Source organism: Streptomyces rugosispiralis, from assembly GCF_024505145.1.
Taxonomy (GTDB): Bacteria; Actinomycetota; Actinomycetes; order Streptomycetales; family Streptomycetaceae; genus Streptomyces; species Streptomyces rugosispiralis.
Map to the genome: position 1 here is coordinate 61,142 of NZ_JANIAA010000012.1, position 18,116 is coordinate 79,257.

Sequence of the window (18,116 nt, forward strand, 5' to 3'; positions counted from 1 at the left end):
TCCCCTCGCCTCGTCGCGCCCCGAACGCATGCCAACTATAAATATGCCGATAGGTCCATGTCGCTACTGTGATTGGACACTGACGCTGAGTCAACTAGCCTTGTTCGAGCGGTTCTCCACGAGAAGAACCGGGGCGTCTCAAGCCACGAGGGGGGAGGCTTGAGACGCCCGCACAGGCATACCCGCCCGCTTTCAGCCATCCGCCCCGGTGCCTGCCGTGCCGGACGCCGTGCCGGATGCCGCGTCCGTGCCCGTGCCCGTGCCCGATGCCGCGTCCGTGCCCGATGTCGCGTCCGCGTCGGAGGCCGCGTCCGTGCCCGATGCCGCGTCGAGCGCCCGCAGCACATCCGCGATCAGATCGTCCGCGTCCTCCGCGCCCACCGAGAACCGGATGAAACCCTCGGGCACCGCGTCGCCGCCCCACCGGCCGCGCCGCTCCGCCGTGGAGCGCACCCCGCCGAAGCCGGTGGCGTCGTCCACCAGCCGCAGCGCGGTCAGAAAGCGCTCCGCGTGCTCCTTGTCCGGCAGGGTGAAGGAGACCACACAGCCGAAGCGCCCGCCGCGCATCTGCCCGGCCGCCACCCGGTGGGAGGGATCGGTCGGCAGACCGGGGTGGCGCAGCCCGGTGACCTCGGGGCGGTCGCGCAGCGCCTCGGCGAGGGCAAGGGCGGTCGCCGCCTGGCGGTCGACACGCAGCTGGAGGGTGGCCAGGGAGCGGTGGGCGAGCCACGCCTCCATGGGACCGGGGATCGCGCCCACCGTCTTGCGCCAGGCTCGCACCTCCGCGGCGAGCCGGGGATCGCGGCAGGTCACATAGCCGAGCAGCACATCGCCATGGCCGGTGAGCGCCTTGGTGCCGCTCGCCACGGCGAAGTCCGCGCCGAGCTCCAGCGGGCGCTGGCCGAGCGGGGTGGCGAGGGTGTTGTCGACGGCGACCAGCGAGCCCCGGGCGTGCGCGGCCTCGGCGAGCCGGCGGATGTCGCAGACGTCCAGTCCGGGATTGGACGGGGTTTCCAGCCACAGCAGCTTCGTCCGGTCGCCCGAAGCGTCCAGCGCCTCCAGGGCGGCCAGCTGGGCGTCCTCGCCGGTCGGGGCGGTGCGCACGGTGACCCCGTAGCCCGCCAGCCGCTCGATCAGCGCCGGGAGCAGCTGATAGCCGTCGGACGGCAGGACGGCCGCGTCGCCCTGGCGCAGCTGGGACAGCAGTACGGCCGAGATCGCGCCCATGCCGGAGGAGAAGACGACCGTCTCGGCGTCGGTGCCCGGCGACTCCAGCTCGCTGATCGCCCGCTCCAGCAGGGACCAGGTGGGATTGGCGTCCCGGCCGTAGGTGTAGGGGCCGACGGCGTCGCCGGGGAGGTGGTAGTGGGCGGCGAAGACCGGGCCCGGCAGCGTCGGCTCATACGCCTCGGCCTCGGGCAGTCCGGCCCGCACGGTGCGGGTGCCGTCGCCGGTCATATGGACTCCTTCTCCGCGTCCGGGCCATCGGCGGTCGACGCGCTCTCGACGGTGGCGCTCCCCGCGGTCTTCCCCGCGGTCTTCCCCGCGGTCTTTCCCGCGGCCTTCCCTGTGGCCTTCTCCGCGCCCTTCTGCGCGCCCTTTTCCGAGGCGTCGATGGCCTCGGTGACCGCGTCCAGCAGCCCGCCGCTCGCGGCCTCGATCATCTCCAGGCACTCCTCGAATTCGTCCAGCCCGCCGAAATACGGGTCCGGCACATTGAGGCCGCCCAGCGCGTCATGGTCCGCGTCCGGGTCGTAGCTCCGCAGCAGCCGCACCTTCGCGGCGGCGTGCGGGGTCGGCGCGAGCGCACGCAGCTCGTGCAGATGGCCGCTGTCCAGGGCGATCACCAGATCGAGGCGCTCGAACCACTCGGCCCGGAACTGGCGCGCGATGTGATCCTGCTCATAGCCGTGGGCGGTCAGTACGTCGATGGCGCGGCGGTCGGCCCCGTCGCCCTCGTGCCAGGGCCCGGTGCCCGCGCTGTCCACCTCGAGGAGGCCGTCCAGCCCGGCCTCCGCGGCATGGGCGCGGAGGACGGATTCGGCCATCGGCGAGCGGCATATGTTGCCGGTGCAGACAAAGCAGACACGGTAGGGCGACGGGTCTCTCATGCCTTCCATCATCTCCGGCCGTGATCAGTCCTTGTCATCGGGCAGCACGACATGCAGGGCCCACGCGACTATGGAGACGATCAGGCCGCCGAGCACCGCGGTGCCGAAGCCGTCGACCTCGAAGCTCAGGTCCAGCTTTCCGGCCAGCCAGGAGGTCAACAACAGCATCAGGGCGTTGATCACCAGCGTGATCAGCCCGAGGGTCAGGATGAACAGCGGGAAGGCCAGCAGCTTGACGATCGGCTTGACCACCACGTTCACCACGCCGAAGAGCAGAGCCACGAGAATGAGGGTGAGTGCCTGGCGCCCGGTGTTGTCACCGGTGAGCGTGATGTCCTTGAGCAGCCAAATGGCGACGCCGAGGGCGCCGGCGTTCGCGATCGTCTTGACGAGAAAATTCTTCATGGTTGAGATCGTCGCAGACAGGCCCCGGCGCAGGCAGGGGCACCGCAGGCATGGGTCAGGCAGGGGTGGAGAGTCGAATGAAGGCGTTCCGGCTGGATGAGCTGGAGGCGGAGCGGGCCGCGAACGACGGCGCGTATCTGCAGTTCCTGCGGGAGCGGAACATGTCCGTGGGGTTGTACGCGCTGGACGCGGGCCAGGCCGACCCGCAGTCGCCGCACGGCCAGGACGAGGTGTACGTCGTGATGAGCGGCCGGGCGTCCGTCACGGTCGGGATGGAGACGACACAGGTGGCGCGGGGCAGTGTGGTGTACGTCCCGGCGGGCACGGCGCACAAGTTCCACCACATCACCGAGGATCTGAGGGTGCTGGTGGTGTTCTCGCCGCCGGAGGGCTGAGGCCGTCCCGGGGCGTAATGCCGTCGGCCCCCGGGGCGTGATGCCGCAGGCCCCCCGGGGCGTGATGCCGCAGGCCCCCCGGGGCGTGATGCCGTCGGTGTCGGCGAGCTGATCCCGGTCCGGGGCTTGTCCATCTGGGAGCCGATGTGTGGCCGGCCGGCCCCGTAGGGGTCCGGTCAGGGGAGGACGGGGGGCGCGGGCCGCCCGCGCGCCTCCGTCCCGTCCTAGCATCGATGGCAGGGAAGACCGGCCGTCGGCGTCCGGACCCACGGCTCGGAGAGAAAGCAGGGAGTCACGTGACCACGAAGGGGATATTCCAGGGCTTGCCGTGGTGGGTGACCTGGATCGCGATACCGGTCCTCGTCCTCGCCGTGTTCGGCGGCCTGATCATGAGCGTGATCGGGTTCGTGGTGAGCCTCGTCTTCAAGGCGTTGCTGCTGGTGGTGCTGGTCGCCGGGCTGATCTACGTCGTACGGAAGTTCACTTCCTGACCCGCCCCCGCGGCGCTCACGGCGTCACCCAGGGCCTGACGCGTCCCCGCAGGCCCTGACACGCGTCCCCGCGGGCCCTGCGCGTCCCCGCAGGTCCTGACGCACCCCGCCGCGCGCGGATACGCCGCGCGAGGGATACCGCCGGGGCGGGAGCACCGCCCGGCGCCACCCCTGCCGTTACAGTGCGAGTCCTCGGCGTTCTTCCTTCGGCGTCTGCCTCGCAACAACACCCCGGGGGTGCCTGTTGACGACAGCGATCTTCGATACGGCCGGTGCGCCGGCCCCGATCTCCCGCCCACCTGGCCCGCGTCGTCCGGGGCGTCCGCGCCGCCCGGCCCCGCGGGTCTCCACACGGCAACACTGGCCATTTTCGTTCCCTCACACGAGGCAAACCGACTCCGCACCGCAATCGAGTCGCTACGCTCCAGAGTCGGCGAAGCGCAAACAACCCGGGGCGGCGAACGATGCGTGAGATGCGTGACACAGTTCAGGCGGAAGTGACGATGACCTTCCTGGTCTCGCAGGATCTCTCCTTCCGGATCCCGGTCGAGCTGTCCTACGACAGCAGCGACCCCTATGCCGTCGAGATCACCTTCCATTTGCCCGGTGACGCGCCGGTGAGCTGGGCTTTCGCGCGGGAGCTGCTGCTGGACGGGTTGAGCAAACCCACCGGCGAGGGGGATGTGCGTATCGCCCCCGCCTCCCCCGAGGGTCTTTCGGACGTCTTCATCAGACTCCAAGTGGGTTGTGAACGGGCCCTGTTCCGGGCCGGGGCCGCTCCGCTGGTGGCCTTCCTCGACCGGACGGACCGGGTGGTGCCTTTCGGCCAGGAGCCGGCGGCCTGTGACCCGGTCGGCGATCTTGACGCCGAACTCCACCGCATCCTGGCCGAGGACCGGTACGCGGGCTGAGAGCCGGTTGCGCGGCGGGCCGAGGCTCAGTGGCATGCCGTGGCCGAGTCGACGGGCGGCGCGCCGATCGCCTCAGCGCCCTGCCACGTCAGTGCCCTGGCACGTCAGTGCCCTGGCACGTCAGCGTCCCGCTACGTCAGTGCCCTGGCACGTCAGCGTCCCGCCACGTCAGCGTCCCTTCGCCCGGCGGCGCCGCCCGCGTCCGCCCCGGCCGGTCCGGGCCGCCTGGGCCGCTTGGGCGCCGCCCGCGTCGGCCACCCGCTCCGCGCCGCCCTCCACCGCCGGGGCGCGGTCCGCGGAGACCACGAGCACGGCCAGCGCGGTGGTCACCGGCACCGAGGCGACCAGCCCGATGCTGCCCACCAGCGTCCGTACGATCTCCTCCGCGACGATCTCGCTCGTGGCGACCGTGCCCACCCCGCTGTCCGCGATGGAGAACAGCAGCAGCAGCGGAAGCGACGCGCCCGCGTACGCCAGCACCAGGGTGTTCACTACGGAGGCGATGTGGTCCCGCCCGATCCGCATCGCCGCCCCGTAGAGCTTGCGCCGGGATGTGGTCGGGTCCGCCTCCCTCAGCTCCCACACGGCCGAGGTCTGGGTGACCGTCACATCGTCCAGCACGCCGAGCGAGCCGATGATCACGCCCGCGAGCAGCAGCCCCTGTATCTCGATGTTCGGATAGAGGCCGTGCACCAGCCCGGTCTGGTCGTCCGTGTTGCCGGTGAGGCTCGCCCAGCCGATGAACAGCGAACCCAGCACCCCGATCAGCAGCAGTGACACCAGGGTGCCGAGCACGGCGACCGACGTACGCGCCGTCAGCCCATGGCACATGTACAGCGCGAGAAGCATGATGGCGCTGCCCCCGACGACCGCGACCACCAGCGGATTGGAACCCTGGAGTATCGCCGGGAGGATGAACAGCGTCAGCACCCCGAAGCTGATCGCCAGCGCCACCAGCGCGAACACCCCGCGCAGCCGCCCCACCACCACGACCGCGAGCGCGAACAGCCCTGCCAGCAGCGCCATCGGCATCGACCGGTCGACGTCGGACACGGAGTACTGCAGTTCCTTGGGCGCCTTGGGGGCGTACGCCAGCTTCAGCTCCTGCCCGGCGCTGAGCCGGCGCGAGGCGTTGGGCTGGATTATTTCGGGGAAGGTGCGGCCTTTGTCCTTGCCCGAGGTGACCTCGATCGTGGCCTTCTCGCAGATGCTCTTCTTTCCGCCCTGCCCGGAGGGGCCGGAGCTCCCGCCCTGTCCGGGGGCGCCGTTCTGGGCGGCGCCGTCCTGGCCGGGCTCGGTCGGCGCCTGCGGCTGGGCGTTCACATCGGCGCAGTTCACCTCCTCGACCTTCACCACCCGTCCGGCGACGGTCGTCTGGTCGAAGCCGAGACCGCTGCGGCCGTGCGCCTTGTGGTCGGGCGCGCCGCCCGGCCAGAGCACGATCAGACCGGCCACGACGGCGACGGTGAAGGGGATGAGCACAGCCGCGATGATCTTGCGGAGGCGCCCGGAGACGGGGGTGGCGGGGCCATGGCCGTGGGAGTGGCCATGGGAATGGCCGTGGCCGTTGCCGTGCGCCTGATCGGAGGGGCGGGGCTGCTCGGGCGGGTGGTCCTGCTGGATGGCGGTCACCGTCGCATCATCGCAAGAGACGTGGGCCCCCTGTTCAGCGCTGTGGATAAACCGTTAGCGTGGTGACGAACCTTTGCAATCGCGGGAGCTCGGAGCACCGGGCTGAGAGGGCGCTGACGCTGATGGCTGCGCCGACCGCTGAACCTGTTACCGGGTAATGCCGGCGTAGGGAGTGGGTCTCATGACTCAGCAGGATGCACCATCGCGCGCCGAGACGGCCGAATTCGGCTGGCATAAGGGATATGTCGCGGGTTCGCGCCCGGACCTCCAGGTCCCGGTCCGCCGCGTGCACCTCACCAACGGCCAGGATGTGACGCTGTACGACACCTCCGGCCCGTACACCGACCCCACCATCGAGACGGATGTCCGCCGTGGCCTGGCGCCGCTGCGGCAGAACTGGATCGTCGCCCGCGGCGACACCGAGGAGTACGCGGGCCGCCCCGTCCGCCCCGAGGACGACGGGATCAAGCACACCGCGCCCCGCGGGGGACTGCGCAACCTCGACGCGGTCTTCCCCGGCCGTCCGCGCCAGCCGCGGCGCGGCCGCCCGGGGGTCCCCGTGACCCAACTCGCCCATGCGCGGCGGGGCGAGATCACGGCGGAGATGGAGTACGTGGCGATCCGCGAGAATGTCTCCCCCGAGGTGGTCCGGGAGGAGATCGCGGCGGGCCGCGCCGTCCTCCCGGCCAATGTGAACCATCCGGAGATCGAGCCGATGATCATCGGCAAGCGGTTCCTGGTGAAGGTCAACGCCAACATCGGCAACTCAGCCGTCACCTCCTCCATCGAGGAGGAGGTCGAGAAGATGACCTGGGCGACCCGCTGGGGCGCCGACACGGTCATGGACCTCTCGACCGGCCGCAACATCCACACCACCCGCGAATGGGTGCTGCGCAACTCCCCGGTCCCCATCGGCACCGTGCCGCTCTATCAGGCATTGGAGAAGGTCGACGGCAGGGCCGAGGAGCTGACCTGGGAGATCTACAAGGACACGGTCATCGAACAGGCCGAGCAGGGCGTCGACTACATGACCGTCCACGCCGGCGTCCGGCTGCCGTACGTCCCGCTGACCGCCCGCCGCAAGACCGGCATCGTCTCCCGCGGCGGCTCCATCATGGCGGCGTGGTGCCTCGCCCACCACCAGGAGTCCTTCCTGTACACCCACTTCGAGGAGCTGTGCGAGATCCTCGCGGCGTACGACGTCACCTACTCACTCGGCGACGGCCTGCGTCCGGGGTCGATCGCCGACGCCAACGACGAGGCGCAGTTCGCGGAGTTGCGCACGCTCGGCGAGCTCAACCGCATCGCCAAGGAGCACGGCGTCCAGACGATGATCGAGGGCCCGGGCCATGTCCCGATGCACAAGATCAAGGAGAACGTCGACCTCCAGCAGGAGGTCTGCGAGGAGGCCCCCTTCTACACCCTGGGCCCCCTCACCACCGACATCGCCCCCGCCTACGACCACATCACCTCGGGCATCGGCGCCGCGATGATCGCCTGGTGGGGCACGGCGATGCTCTGCTACGTCACCCCCAAGGAGCACCTGGGCCTGCCGGACCGCGATGACGTCAAGACCGGCGTCATCACCTACAAGATCGCCGCCCACGCGGCCGACCTGGCCAAGGGCCACCCGGACGCCCAGGCATGGGACGACGCGCTCTCCGACGCGCGCTTCGAATTCCGCTGGGAGGACCAGTTCAACCTGGCCCTCGACCCGGACACGGCCCGCGCCTTCCACGACGAGACGCTGCCGGCGGAACCGGCCAAGACGGCACACTTCTGCTCGATGTGCGGGCCCAAGTTCTGCTCGATGAAGATCAGTAGAAGCATCACAGAGCAGTTCGGCGGCGACGCCGACGCGACGCCCGAGGAGATCGAGGCGGGCATGCTCCAGAAGTCCAAGGAGTTCGCGGCAGCGGGGAACCGCGTGTACCTGCCGCTCGCGGACTGATCTCCTGCCCGTGCCAGTGAGCGGCGGAGGCTTCTCGTAGCTTCCATCGCTCACTGTGTCCTCACCATGAGATCGCACAACACGACCCGGGCCCTGCTCCATGAGGATGCGGGGCCTGGACCATGGCCGTGGGGTTCAGAACGGGAGCTCGGGTCTGGCGGTGCCTCGTTTGATGGTCATGATCTGTTCGTGGAAGTCGCGTGCGGCGGTCTCGCGTGGGTACCTGGCGCGCAGTTCCTTGTCCAGCTCGTCGGCGACTAAAAGCAGGGACGGGAGGGACTTACGGTCGGCTTCCAGGGCCGTGGTGCCCATGCCGATGGCTTCTTCGATCTCGCCCGTGCGGGCGGCGGCGACTCCGAGGGTGAGGCGGGCTTCTGCGGCGCGCATGGGCGAAATCTCGGTGCCGTTGGGGCCGGTGCTGATGCGGATCACTGACCGGGCGTGGGTGGCGGCGCGCTCGTCGTCTCCGAGGAGACGGTAGGCGTCCATCTCGTAGAAGTCCCACTTGTCCGGGTCGATGATGAAGTGATGTTCGGGGTGGTCCGGCCTGGGAAGTCGGTCCAGCCTGGCACGCCCGGCGTCGAGGGACTGGCGGACGAGTCGGGCGTCTCCCATGCGAGCGGCGGCGCGTGCCTTGTGGGCGTAGAGCTGGACGCCGACAGAATGTGTCTGGTCCGCCGTGTGTCCGGCCTCGACGGCGTCGAGCATGTCTTGCCAACGGCTCTGGGTGAGGGCGAACCACGCTTCGATCTCCCACGCCCAAGCCTTGATCTCGCTGTGCCCTGCCTCCTCGCCTATCCGGAGTGCGGCGGCCTTGCTGAGATTGGCGGCCTCGCGCTGGCCCCGGTCGTACTGGACGCACGCGTTCAGCAGGAACAGCCATCCGGTGTCCACGAGGAGTTCCCGGTGCTGGCGGAGGGTTACCCGTCCTTCGAGCTGCTTGGTGACGTATTGCAAGCCGTTCCGGGTGCGGTCGTGTAGGTAGTCGGCGTCGGCGTAGGGGTAGGCACGGGCCAGTTGGTCAATGCCTTCCTCGATCGATTCCAGGGCCGCGCTGTTGATGCTGGACATCTCCGTGCGCCGGAGCATCTCGGCGATGTCCCAGAGGCCAGCGCCGCCCTGTGAGATCAGGGTGCTTGGGTCCTCCAGCTGAGTGGTCCTGGCGGGTCGCTCCAGTTCCCAGGGGCGCGGGGCGACTCCCGCGAGGTGACCGGGGATACGCAGACCGTCCACCACTTCAAGGATCTTGTGGAACTGAGTGATCCGTGGGCGAGCGCCCTTGCCGTCGGTCTCGGGCCGGGCCATTTTGCCGATGTGCTCGCGCTTGTAGCCGACGGCCTCGGCGATCTTGGCGTAGCTGATGTTTCCGTGGATCTTGGCCAGTCTGAAGACTTCGCCGAAGTCATGGTTGGCGATCGCCGACCGCACGTCCGCGCGCTCCAGTACATGAGGCGGCAGAGCTGCCGGTGTCGGTGCAGCTTCGGTCATCTCACTTCCCCATCGTGATTGACCTACGTCTCTTCTGGTCCGATCTTCCTTCTGATCTGTGTGCCCTCTCGTCTCGCGAGTGTACCCACGAGGGGGGTCCCCAAGAGGGGGGAGCGACGGCCGGGACATGGGGTGCAACCTCGGGTCACCCTGCCGGGAGGGTCTCGGCAGATGTGATCAGAAACGGTGGTCCATGTCGTGAACGTGAGGGAAACCCGGCGACGTGAGCACGCGATGAGTACGCGGCCTCGTTTACTGCCGTGGCCGAACGCGGCAGGGCGCCCCTGTTACCTGGTGACGGATGAGAACAGCGACAGTCCGCTGTCGCAACTCGCTGACGAGATGGAGGCAGTACAACTCCACACCGCATCCGAACTTCTCGGCCGCGCGGGCATGTTGCTTGCTGACCCCACAGCGGGCGAGGTTGAGATGCGGTTCTTGGTCAAGCGCCTGTGTGAAGGGCTGCGGGACACACTGAGGGTCGCCGAGAGCCGGGGCGGGCGGCTGCCTGCCTTATCTGACGGTGAACCCCACGATCGCCTCGACGGCCGTTCTGCGCATGAGGGCGGGAGTCCGAATGAGTAGGGCTCTGTCCGGGGCCTCGAAGGAGTGGCACGTCGGTCCCGTGCCGGGGCTGGGTCTGCGCCGTGAAAAGGACGGTCACCTGGTGCTGCCTCTGGCGGTGGCTCGCTGCGGAAAGCACCTCGCGCTTGCGCCGCTGGTGCTGACGGTGGCGGAGGGAGAGCAGTTGCATGCCGCCTTGTGTTACGCGCTCGGTGGTGAGCCCGCACCCGAGGACGCGCCGGAGTGCCGTAAGCCGGTCCGTTACCCGGGTGGCCGCCAGAGGTACTGAGGCCGGTTCGGACGGAATCACGCGCAACAACTGAAGAAGCAGCACCGGACCACCCCTCCGCCTGGACAGCTAGCGGGGTGGTCCGGCTGGGGATCGATCACGAACCCCGGTGCCGATGGTACCGGGGTCGTCGTCGTGCTCCCGCTCGACGTGGCCCGGTCCTTGACTGTCAGTTGGCTTGCAGAGAAGGGGACTTGACGATGTGCGGGCCTGGGGACGACGCGTGCGAGGGAGAAGCGGCAGACCTGGAGGCGGGGATATGGGTACGCGGAGTGGACTACCTGAGTGGCTGGCGGGACGCGCGAAAAGCGACGGCCGAGCTGGGCGATGCGCTGAGCCTCGTCGGCGTGGAGACGGCAGGGCTGCGGCTGCGTGCCGCTTCGGACACGGACGGCTCCGGGATGGTGCGGTTGGAGTTGTCGGCGGCGTCGGCGCGTGAGGTGGCGTTGCTGGCGCGGGTGACGGCGGCCCGGCTGGGCAGGGCGGGGTGATCGGGGTGGCCGGTGGCGGGCGTGCGGTGCTGGATCGGCGCGCTGTGGGCACGCCGCCGGCCGTAGCGGATTTTGGGCGGGAGCTGCCACGGGGCGAGAGAACAGGGGGCCTTACGCTGGCCCGGCGAATCGGGCGGGTCTGTGATCCTGCCCGCGTTTGCGACCGATCGGCCCCCTGTTCTTAGAGGCTCGCCCCGTGGTGGCTGCCTAAAAGCCGCGGAGGCCGTCGGCCCCAGCCACAACGCCCCCGCCCCGAACGGCGGTCGGCCCCTCGGCGAGCGATCACGGGTGCGCTGGCCAGCGTGGGCGGTGGGCGCCCGACGGGACCGGCGGCCACGCCGCAGCCCGGCGGGGCGGCCAGACCGCCCGGCGCGCCGCAGGCGCGCCCTTGAGTAAGTGAAGACAAGTTTCGACACCTCGCCGCTCGGGGCTCAGATGGCGCGGAGCTGGCGGGGGCTGTCGGCGGTGACGCGGTAGCCGAGTTGGGCGCGGTCGGCGCTGGCGCGGAGTTCTTCGAGGATCAGCGGGCGCTGGTCGGTGCCGTGGGTGATGCGGGCGGTGTGGAGGATCGGGGTCGCGTCGGGGATGTCCAGGGTGCTGCGTTCGTCGGGTAGCGGCATGCGGGCGCTGACGGTCTCGTGCCAGGTGAGTTTGTGTCCGGCGGCGGTGAGGATGGCGTAGATCTGTTCCGGCTCGGTGTCTGGTGCCTCTGCCAGCTGTTGGGCCTGGTCGGCGGTGGCGAACGGGATCAGCACGGTGTGCAGGGCGCGGGTTCCGGTGCCGGGGTCGGTCAGCAGCCAGTCAACGCCGAACAGTGCTTCCCCTTCGGCGAGTCCGAGCAGTGGGCCCGTGATCGCGGTCGTCGCGGTGCGGTAGATGGCCGGAGCCTCGGCCTGCTCCCACGCGTGGTGGCCTGTGCGGAAGGTCTTGCCGCTGCGGGTGATGGTGCGCTCGATGGTGACGGCGGGGGCGGGGAGGGCGCGGACGTAGCTGCCTTTGCCGTGGATGACCTCGATGAGTCCTTCCGCGCGGAGTGCGGCGATGGCCTTGCGGACGGTGGGGCGGCTGACCTTGTAGCGCTCGATGAGCTGGGCCTCTGAGGGGAGCGGGCTCCCGGGTTTGTACTCGCCTGCGCTGATGCCGCTGCGGATCTCGGCTGCGACCTGCTGGTACAGCGCTCCGGGGCGTTGGATCTCTCCCATGCCGGGCTCTCCTCGTCACCTGTCGTATGCGCTTCTGACGTGAGCTGATGTCACTCGTAAGCATAAGTACTTGCGTCCGGTCGTCAAGGCATGCATAGTTGGCGACTCGTAAGCACGAGTGACGTCACGTGACGTGTGGCGTCTGACTGGCCAAGGAGGCCCACAACCCATGCAGTCCATCCCTGTGGACACATCCCGGCTTGGCGTACTGCGGTGCGCTGTCGGGCCCGAACCGAAGATCGCAGGTTTCGAGAGCAAGGAGGTCAAGAAGGACCGGGACGGCAATACGGTCTACACCGTCGCCGTGACGGTGCGTCAGGACGGGCGGCGCGTCTCGGTGATCGAAATCGCCGTATCCGGTGAGCCCAAGGGCGTTGTGGAGGGCTCGGAGGTGCGGGTGACGGGCCTGGAGGCGTTCGCCTGGGCCATGGGCGACCGTCACGGCATCAGCTTCCGCGCCGCTGCCATCACCCCCGTAGCGGCCCCCGCCTCGTCGGCGTCGGCGGGTAAGGGCGGTGGTGCGTGATGAGTCAGCTTCTCTTGCCGCTCGTGCTGGTGGTGCTGGCCTGGACGGTCACGCTCGCCACCCGTCTGCCGGAACGGTGGCCTCACTGGCGCTGGTACCTGACCGGGTACCCGCGTACCGCGCTGCGGGTGATGGTCACCTGGCGCAAGATCGCTCACCTCAATGACCTCACCGTCTCCCACCAGCCCAACCGGCGCTTGCTGGGCGACTTGGCGGTCAAGGGTGAGCCCTTGCGCACCCACGTCCCGCGCTGCTCCATCCCCCGCCCGATGCGGAATGGGCTGTCGGTGATGGTGCGGCTGCATCCGGGGCAGACCCCGGGCCCGTTCCTGGCGGCGGCTGATGCGTTAGTGCATGCCTGGCGGGTGCACGCGGTGCGGGTCGTCTCCCCCGAACGCGGCATCGTGCTGATCACCGCGACGGCGGCCGATCCGCTGGAACACCCCGAGCGGCCTACGGGGGAGGTATCGGCGGCGCTGCTGTCGGCAGTGGTCGGCGCGCTGGAGACCGGTGGCGCGTGGGTGATGGACTTCCGCCGGGTGCCGCACTGGCTGATCGTCGGCGCGACTCGGACGGGCAAGTCCACCCTGATCGCCCGGCTGATCACCGAACTCGCTCCGCAACCCGTCGCCCTGGTCGGCATCGACTGCAAGGGCGGCATGGAACTGGGGCTGTTCGAACAGCGGCTCTCGGCCCTGGCAACCTGCCGCAGTCATGCCGTCGCCGTGCTCGGCGCGCTGGTGGTCGATGTCCAGGACCGGATGCGCACCTGCCGTGCGGCCGGGGCGCGCTCCATATGGGAGCTGCCGGAGAAGGAACGCCCGGTGCCCGTGGTCGTCGTCGTGGACGAGCTCGCTGAGCTGTACCTGACCAACGGGACCAGGGAGCAGCGGGCGGAGGCTGAGCAGTGCTCGACCTACCTGCTCCGCCTGGCGCAACTCGGCGCGGCGCTGGGGGTGCATCTGGTCGTGGCCGGGCAACGGGTCGGCTCCGATCTCGGTCCGGGGGTGACGGCGCTGCGGGCTCAGTTGAGCGGTCGTGTCTGTCACCGGGTCAACGATCCGGGGACGGCTGAGATGACCCTGGGTGATCTGAACAAGGATGCCGTGGCGGTGGCGCAGTCCATCGGGGAGGCCGAACAGGGCGTCGCCGTGACCACGGGTGATACGGGCGGCTGGATGCGCGGGCGGTCCCACCTGACCACCCCCGCCGCCGCCCAGGTCACGGCGGCCGAGTACGCGGGGCTGGCGTTCCGCCTGCCCGGGGTCGCCCGTGCTCTGCAAGACCTGGACGGCGGTGAAGGCGCATGAGCGAATCCGCCGCTCTTCCCCTGGCGCTGCTGTTCGGGCTCGCCACCGTGCTCCTGGTCCGCTCCCGTGAGGTGCGGTGGTGGGAAGCGGTCTTGATCGGCCTGTTCGGCATGTACCTGGGCCAGACACCGGTGATCTTCACCGCTGACGGGCTCGTGAACTGGTTCCTTTCCGGCTTCGCGCACAACGGCTAGACACCCTCGGGAGGCCCCACCAGATGACCATGCGCCGTGTCCGCTGCCCTGTCTGCAAGGGGGAGCGCTACCGCAGGACCCGCACCGGCCGACGGCGGCGCTGCCGCTGCTGCCGAGGCACCGGCACCATCCGCTAACCACTCGCCCGGCCCCTGACGAACGGGAGTGATCGCCATGGACGACACCCACCCATCCACATCCATCCGTGCCGCTGCGGCGGCCCACCCTGGGAGGTCCCCACCATCACCGCCGAGAACACCTCGGCTGACAGGCGCGCCGTGCTCGACCGCGCGGCGCGCCTGCGTCAGCTCTCCGAAGTTGACCAAGACCTGATCCGCCTCGTCCAAGACCCCCACTTCAGCCGCTGGGTAGAGCAGATCACCGCTACCGGCGGCTGCGCCCACCCGATCCACCTCACCGGCTCCACCACCACCCGCAACGTGCTCACGGGTGAGGTACTGCATCACTACGACACCCGTAACGAGCCTGGCGAACGGCTCCTGATCCGCTGCCGCAACCGCCGCCAAACCGTCTGCGCCCCCTGCTCCCGCCTGCATGCGGGCGACACCTTCCACCTCGTGCGGGCCGGACTCGTCGGCGGCAAGACCGTACCGGCGGACGTGCGCGAGCGGCCCCGCCTGTTCCTCACGCTCACGGCACCGAGCTTCGGCCCCGTCCACCGTGCCACTGCTGACGGGCAGCGCTGCCGACCGCGACGCGATGCCGGGCAGTGCGATCACGTCCGTCCCCTCGGCTGCCCGGCCGTCCACGACGCAGACGACCCGCTCACCGGCCAGCCGCTGTGCCCCGACTGCTACGACTACCCGGCACACGTCCTGTGGCACGCGTACGCGGGACGGCTGTGGAAGGCGTTCACCGACAACCTCTACAACCACCTCGTCGCTCGCGTCGGCCGCACGCGTACCGGCCTGCGGCGCAGCCTGCGCATCTCCTACGCCAAAGTCGCCGAATACCAACGGCGCGCGGCGGTCCACATCCACGCTGTCGTGCGGCTCGACGGCGCACACGGACCGGACGATCCGCCCCCGGCCTGGGCAACGGCCGATGTACTCACGGCCGTGGCCCGCACCGCCGCTGCGGCCGTACGGCTCCGCACCCGCTACAGCGCTGCTCTGGGGGAACACGAACTGCGCTGGGGCACCGAACTCGACGCCCGGCCGCTCCGCGCCTTCAGCGGCGGTGAGGGCCTGGCCGACGACGCGGTAGCCGCCTACGTCGCCAAATACGTCACCAAAGGGGCCACCGACACCAGGGCCGGACTCGACCACCACATCACCAACCCCGACACCATCACAGCCGCCCCCGTATCGGCACACGTACGCGCCCTCATGCGCACCTGCTGGCGCCTCGGCGGCCTCCCCGAACTGGAACCCCTCCGCCTACGCGCGTGGGCTCACACCCTCGGCTACCGAGGCCACATCCTCACCAAATCCCGCGCCTACTCCACCACCTACACCGCACTACGCGCCGAACGAGCCGACCATCGAACCGGCAGAACCCAACCCGCTGGCCTCGACGTGATCACGGATGCCCACTGGCGTTACGTCGGCTCCGGCCACACCCCCGGCGCCGCGCTCCTGGCTGCCGGGATCGCAGAAGACCACGCGCGGAACCGCGAGCTTGCGAAGGAAGAGCTTGCTCGCTGGGATGGTGATGTCGTCTGAGCCGTCACGGGATGAACGATGCCAAGACAGAGCGTGAGGCGGCGGCTCTCAGCGAGTGGATCGAGCGGCACCTACGAGAATCTCCCCCACTCTCCGATGATCAGGTGCGGAGTCTGGGGGAGATCCTTGGCCTTCGGCTCACTCGGAGGTCCGCCACACGGGCTTGAGTAGCTCCGGGTCGAAGACCTTGTTGCCCTTGCCGCCCGGCAGGGCAACGACCGCGTTCAGCACCTTCTTGATCGCTTCGCGCTTCTGCGTCAGGGTCTTCGAGCCCCATGACTTCGCGATGTCCTCCTGGGCGGCCTCCGCCTCGGCCTTCAGCGCCTCGTGCTTGGCCTGATCGGCCCGGAGTTCCTTGATTCGTCGCTCAAACACGGGAAGGTTGCGGAAGAACGCCTCATCGTCGATAGCCGTGTCCTCGTCGTCGTGCCAACGGCGCTCCAGCTCATTGCGGCTCTTGATGGCCCGCTCAAGTGTGTCGGCCTTGTCCCAGTCCGGCACGTCCTTGGCCTTGCTCGCTGCCTCCTTCTCCAGCTTCGCGACCACCAGTCTCTCTATGGCGTCGTCGGTCTTGTCGCCTCGCTTGTACGTCTTGTTGCAGCCGCCATCCACCGTCTTCTTGCACATGTACGCGTGCCGGTACTTCAGCCAGTCATTCGCCTTGATGCCAATCATCTTGTTGTTGCACGTCGTGCCGTCCTCCAGCACGTTGCCGCAGCGGAGAATGCCGGTCAGCAGGTACTTGTGGACCAGACCACCACGTGGCATCCCAGTGCCATGACCCCTCTCCCTGATCTTGGCTGTGATGGCGAACCATTGTTTCGGAGTGACGATGGCGTCCCACTCGCCCACAATCGGCTGGTCGTCCCCGTCACGGACCAACTCGCCTTTGATTTCTCGGTAGCCGCAGAGCCGTGGGTTCACGAGCACCTGCTTGACGGTCTGGTACTGGAAGGGGTTGCCGCGACTGGTGATGAAACCCGCTTCCTTCCACCTTCGAGTGATCTCCGAGACGGATGCTCCAGCGATCACGTCCTCTACGGCTTCACGGATTGCCTTGGCCTCCTCTGGACGCAGCGTGATCTTGTCGTCCTCCCAACCGAAGGGGCGCCACGCTGCGACGGACTGACCTCGGAGCGCGCGGTTGCGGTGACTGTTCCGGGTGCGTCGCTGCTTCTTCCTCGTTTCGCTGAGCGACATGGCGACGCCCACCAGCCCCTTGATCTCGAACCCCTCCGCGTACAGGTCCTGTACGCCGTTCGAGTCGTGGTAGACGCGCCCCTCTTGTGAAGTGAACGCCTTCAGGTAGCGCTCCCAGTCACTCGGGCGCCGGTAGAGGCGGTCATCGTTCACCGCCATGACCCCGTGGATGGGGTAGCCCTCGGGTGTCGTCGCTGTGGCGAGGTCGTTGAGTAGCTGTTCGAAGTCGTCTCGAACAACGCTCTCTTTGCTCGCGCTCTTGTCGTTGTCCGTGTAGCGGTAGACGACCAGCCAGCCCAGCTTGCGGGCGTTGTCGGTCATGCCGCGGTGCTGGTCCTCGATGCCATGAGCGTCCTTCACCCGGCCGTCGAACGAGATCCGTGCGTAGCAGACAACGCATTTGAGGGTGGGGTCCGCCGCCAGCATGGTCCGGACTTCCTCGACGGACGGTACCCCCTCGGGGACTCCTCGCAGCCTGCTGATGACCTCATCGCGCTTGCCCACAGCTGTTCCCCCTCGCTCCGTAGCGGGCTGTTGGGAACGACCGTAGCGTATGTGTGGGTTCTAATAATGCTCAGTTCGATGAAGATCTCCCAGGACATCCGCCGCGAGCACGGCGGCGCGATGGACGCGGTGGCGGCGGAGGCGGAGGCCGGTATGGCCCAGAAGTCCAAGGAGTTCGCGGAGGCGGGCAACCGCGTGTATCTGCCGATCGCGGACTGAGGCGCGGACGCGCAGGCCGAAATCGCGGGTGGAGCCCGGCAAAGCGGCGCCTGCGGATTGAACCAGGCGATACGCTGCGGGATGGGTCCGAAGCCGCAACTTGGATTTGCGACTTCGGACCCTCTGCATGCCGCTACGCGGGCGGAAGCTCAGCCACGTAGACCGGGTTGCCGCTGTCCGTCAGTCCGTTCTGACGGATGCAGCGGTGCTTCTGGAGAAAGCGCAGACAGTCGTGCACCCGCTGCCGGGTGAGCCCCGTCTTGGCCGAGAGCGTCTCCGGCGAATGGCCGATCTGTCCGGTTGAAGGGCAGGCACGCGGGTTTGGTGCAGCCGTTCACCAGGAGGATAAGTGCTTCGAGATCGACGAGCTGCAAGTCTCGGCGCCATTCCCTACCTGCGGGAAGGCTGAGACTGTGACTTCCAGTCACAGTCTCAAGAGACTCCCGCCGTTCCTCCGGCACATGGTCGAGCAGAGCCTTTCGTGTCGTGGTGTAGCCGAGTTCTCGGCACACATCGGCAGCTGGGAACCAGTGCTCTCCGTTGGGCAC

17 protein-coding genes and 2 pseudogenes are annotated in these 18,116 nt (G+C 68.8%); 11 read left to right on the forward strand and 8 right to left on the reverse strand.

Annotated elements, in window-relative coordinates; genetic code table 11:
• Positions 1–192: 192 nt before the first annotated feature.
• From NP777_RS20180 to NP777_RS20190, 3 genes and pseudogenes are all read right to left on the reverse strand, one after another.
• A complete protein-coding gene (locus NP777_RS20180; protein WP_256651568.1) occupies positions 193–1,458 on the reverse strand; it encodes a cystathionine gamma-lyase in 1,266 nt (421 codons plus the stop codon).
• A gap of 152 nt (positions 1,459–1,610) precedes the next feature.
• Positions 1,611–2,111, reverse strand: a pseudogene (locus NP777_RS20185) (low molecular weight protein-tyrosine-phosphatase); the annotation flags it as partial.
• A 24-nt stretch (positions 2,112–2,135) separates the two neighbouring features.
• On the reverse strand, positions 2,136–2,516 hold the full coding sequence (locus tag NP777_RS20190; protein WP_256651569.1) for a phage holin family protein: 381 nt from the start codon (positions 2,514–2,516) through the stop codon (positions 2,136–2,138).
• Between the two features lie 77 nt (positions 2,517–2,593).
• Between NP777_RS20190 and NP777_RS20195 the strand changes: the two genes are divergently transcribed.
• From NP777_RS20195 to NP777_RS20205, 3 genes are all read left to right on the forward strand, one after another.
• On the forward strand, positions 2,594–2,911 hold the full coding sequence (locus NP777_RS20195) for a cupin domain-containing protein (protein WP_256651570.1): 318 nt from the start codon (positions 2,594–2,596) through the stop codon (positions 2,909–2,911).
• A 296-nt stretch (positions 2,912–3,207) separates the two neighbouring features.
• On the forward strand, positions 3,208–3,402 hold the full coding sequence (locus tag NP777_RS20200; RefSeq protein WP_256651571.1) for a DUF5326 family protein: 195 nt from the start codon (positions 3,208–3,210) through the stop codon (positions 3,400–3,402).
• A gap of 473 nt (positions 3,403–3,875) precedes the next feature.
• Positions 3,876–4,313, forward strand: a complete 438-nt coding sequence (locus NP777_RS20205; RefSeq protein WP_037954688.1) for an SsgA family sporulation/cell division regulator — start codon at positions 3,876–3,878, stop codon at positions 4,311–4,313.
• A 168-nt stretch (positions 4,314–4,481) separates the two neighbouring features.
• On the opposite strand, the gene NP777_RS20210 is transcribed toward NP777_RS20205, so the two are convergent.
• The gene (locus NP777_RS20210) at positions 4,482–5,945 is read right to left on the reverse strand and encodes a YibE/F family protein (protein WP_256651572.1); all 1,464 of its coding nucleotides are present in this window, start codon (positions 5,943–5,945) and stop codon (positions 4,482–4,484) included.
• Positions 5,946–6,126: 181 nt separating this feature from the next.
• Here NP777_RS20210 and thiC point away from each other — a divergent pair, with 181 nt between their 5' ends.
• A complete protein-coding gene (gene thiC, locus NP777_RS20215) occupies positions 6,127–7,896 on the forward strand; it encodes a phosphomethylpyrimidine synthase ThiC (protein ID WP_256651573.1) in 1,770 nt (589 codons plus the stop codon).
• Between the two features lie 135 nt (positions 7,897–8,031).
• Here thiC and NP777_RS20220 read toward each other — a convergent pair whose 3' ends face one another.
• Entirely contained in the window at positions 8,032–9,384 is a 1,353-nt protein-coding gene (locus NP777_RS20220; protein ID WP_256651574.1) for a tetratricopeptide repeat protein, read from the reverse strand.
• Positions 9,385–9,961: 577 nt separating this feature from the next.
• Here NP777_RS20220 and NP777_RS20230 point away from each other — a divergent pair.
• Positions 9,962–10,237 (forward strand): hypothetical protein, encoded by a 276-nt coding sequence (locus NP777_RS20230; RefSeq protein ID WP_102937661.1) that lies wholly within the window; start codon positions 9,962–9,964, stop codon positions 10,235–10,237.
• A 200-nt stretch (positions 10,238–10,437) separates the two neighbouring features.
• The gene (locus NP777_RS20235; RefSeq protein ID WP_256651575.1) at positions 10,438–10,728 is read left to right on the forward strand and encodes a hypothetical protein; all 291 of its coding nucleotides are present in this window, start codon (positions 10,438–10,440) and stop codon (positions 10,726–10,728) included.
• Between the two features lie 431 nt (positions 10,729–11,159).
• On the opposite strand, the gene NP777_RS20240 is transcribed toward NP777_RS20235, so the two are convergent.
• Positions 11,160–11,930 (reverse strand): GntR family transcriptional regulator, encoded by a 771-nt coding sequence (locus NP777_RS20240; RefSeq protein ID WP_256651576.1) that lies wholly within the window; start codon positions 11,928–11,930, stop codon positions 11,160–11,162.
• A gap of 169 nt (positions 11,931–12,099) precedes the next feature.
• On the opposite strand from NP777_RS20240, the gene NP777_RS20245 reads away from it, so the two are divergent.
• The 4 genes from NP777_RS20245 (at position 12,100) to NP777_RS20260 (ending at position 15,645) form a co-directional block, all read left to right on the forward strand.
• On the forward strand, positions 12,100–12,456 hold the full coding sequence (locus tag NP777_RS20245; protein ID WP_256651577.1) for an SCO3933 family regulatory protein: 357 nt from the start codon (positions 12,100–12,102) through the stop codon (positions 12,454–12,456).
• Entirely contained in the window at positions 12,456–13,766 is a 1,311-nt protein-coding gene (locus tag NP777_RS20250; RefSeq protein WP_256651578.1) for an FtsK/SpoIIIE domain-containing protein, read from the forward strand. The genes NP777_RS20245 and NP777_RS20250 overlap by 1 nt, the downstream gene beginning before the upstream one ends.
• Positions 13,763–13,960, forward strand: coding sequence for a hypothetical protein (locus NP777_RS20255; protein ID WP_256651579.1), 198 nt, complete (start codon positions 13,763–13,765; stop codon positions 13,958–13,960). The genes NP777_RS20250 and NP777_RS20255 overlap by 4 nt, the downstream gene beginning before the upstream one ends.
• Positions 13,961–14,238: 278 nt before the next feature.
• Entirely contained in the window at positions 14,239–15,645 is a 1,407-nt protein-coding gene (locus tag NP777_RS20260; RefSeq protein ID WP_256651580.1) for a replication initiator, read from the forward strand.
• Positions 15,646–15,783: 138 nt separating this feature from the next.
• Here the strand turns inward: NP777_RS20260 and NP777_RS20265 are convergent, their stop codons facing one another.
• Complete coding sequence (locus tag NP777_RS20265) at positions 15,784–17,271, reverse strand: recombinase family protein (protein ID WP_256651581.1); 1,488 nt, start codon at positions 17,269–17,271, stop codon at positions 15,784–15,786.
• Between the two features lie 156 nt (positions 17,272–17,427).
• On the opposite strand from NP777_RS20265, the gene NP777_RS20270 reads away from it, so the two are divergent.
• Positions 17,428–17,568, forward strand: coding sequence for a hypothetical protein (locus NP777_RS20270; RefSeq protein WP_256651683.1), 141 nt, complete (start codon positions 17,428–17,430; stop codon positions 17,566–17,568).
• A 301-nt stretch (positions 17,569–17,869) separates the two neighbouring features.
• Here the strand turns inward: NP777_RS20270 and NP777_RS20275 are convergent.
• Positions 17,870–18,116 (reverse strand): annotated as a pseudogene (locus NP777_RS20275) (BRO-N domain-containing protein); the annotation flags it as partial.

Bases quoted from the DNA above. Each gene is read 5' to 3' on its own strand.
- NP777_RS20180 (WP_256651568.1), bottom strand. From the start codon at position 1,458: ATGACCGGCGACGGCACCCGCACCGTGCGGGCCGGACTGCCCGAGGCC.
- NP777_RS20190 (WP_256651569.1), bottom strand. From the start codon at position 2,516: ATGAAGAATTTTCTCGTCAAGACGATCGCGAACGCCGGCGCCCTCGGC.
- NP777_RS20195 (WP_256651570.1), top strand. From the start codon at position 2,594: ATGAAGGCGTTCCGGCTGGATGAGCTGGAGGCGGAGCGGGCCGCGAAC.
- NP777_RS20205 (WP_037954688.1), top strand. From the start codon at position 3,876: ATGCGTGACACAGTTCAGGCGGAAGTGACGATGACCTTCCTGGTCTCG.
- thiC (WP_256651573.1), top strand. From the start codon at position 6,127: ATGACTCAGCAGGATGCACCATCGCGCGCCGAGACGGCCGAATTCGGC.
- NP777_RS20220 (WP_256651574.1), bottom strand. From the start codon at position 9,384: ATGACCGAAGCTGCACCGACACCGGCAGCTCTGCCGCCTCATGTACTG.
- NP777_RS20230 (WP_102937661.1), top strand. From the start codon at position 9,962: ATGAGTAGGGCTCTGTCCGGGGCCTCGAAGGAGTGGCACGTCGGTCCC.
- NP777_RS20235 (WP_256651575.1), top strand. From the start codon at position 10,438: ATGTGCGGGCCTGGGGACGACGCGTGCGAGGGAGAAGCGGCAGACCTG.
- NP777_RS20240 (WP_256651576.1), bottom strand. From the start codon at position 11,930: ATGGGAGAGATCCAACGCCCCGGAGCGCTGTACCAGCAGGTCGCAGCC.
- NP777_RS20245 (WP_256651577.1), top strand. From the start codon at position 12,100: ATGCAGTCCATCCCTGTGGACACATCCCGGCTTGGCGTACTGCGGTGC.
- NP777_RS20250 (WP_256651578.1), top strand. From the start codon at position 12,456: ATGAGTCAGCTTCTCTTGCCGCTCGTGCTGGTGGTGCTGGCCTGGACG.
- NP777_RS20255 (WP_256651579.1), top strand. From the start codon at position 13,763: ATGAGCGAATCCGCCGCTCTTCCCCTGGCGCTGCTGTTCGGGCTCGCC.
- NP777_RS20265 (WP_256651581.1), bottom strand. From the start codon at position 17,271: ATGCTGGCGGCGGACCCCACCCTCAAATGCGTTGTCTGCTACGCACGG.
- NP777_RS20270 (WP_256651683.1), top strand. From the start codon at position 17,428: ATGAAGATCTCCCAGGACATCCGCCGCGAGCACGGCGGCGCGATGGAC.